At 74.4% G+C, this 664-nt stretch carries 1 protein-coding gene; it reads right to left on the reverse strand.

Going from position 1 to position 664, the window contains the following annotated elements; genetic code table 11:
* Positions 1–75 precede the first annotated feature (75 nt).
* The coding region (locus B8460_RS19585; RefSeq protein ID WP_048863311.1) for a dihydroneopterin aldolase at positions 76–664 on the reverse strand (589 nt) is incomplete at its 5' end.

The following is a 664-nucleotide window of genomic DNA, read 5'->3' on the forward strand; positions in this document are numbered from 1 at the left end:
GGCCAGCGCCGCCAGCCAGGCGCGGTGCGCGCCGGTGCGGGCGAGGCTGCCGCCGAGTTTGACGACGATCACGGCTCAGCCACGCGGGCGCAACGGCAGGGGCAGCACGTCCGCGACGGCGGGCTGCGCGGTGTCGCGCAGACGCTCGATCTCCACGCCGAGGATGCCGCTGCCGACATCGAGCTTGGTGACACGCACGACCACCTTGACCACGCGGCGATGGGTCAGCACGAGGGCGGCGATGCGCTCGGCCAGGGTTTCCACCAGCGGGTGATGCTCGCCGTCGGTCAGCAGGCGGACGCCGTCCACGATCAGGTCGTAGGAGAACACGTCGCCCATGTCGCGCACGGCGCGGCCGGGGCGGGCGACCAGCGCCTCCACGTCGAAGCGCACGCGCTGCGGCGCCACGTATTCGTGGGCATAGGCGCCGATGCTGACCGGCAGGACGAGGTCGCGGACGAACACGCGGTCGGTCACCGTGGGATCGCCGTCCGGGTTGGGCGCATAGCCGCGCGCGGCGAGCAGCCGGTAATCGACGGCGGGCGGCGGCTCCGTCACGCCCTCGCGCGGGATCAGGGCGCGGATGCGGGCGCAGGCGGCGGGATCGAGCGTGCCGGTGCGCCCGCCCGCGCAGCGGGCTGCATGTCGGTCGCCTCGCGTGGAC

The sequence above is a fragment of the Acidisphaera rubrifaciens HS-AP3 genome (assembly GCF_000964365.1).
In the GTDB taxonomy this organism is placed as follows: Bacteria; Pseudomonadota; Alphaproteobacteria; order Acetobacterales; family Acetobacteraceae; genus Acidisphaera; species Acidisphaera rubrifaciens.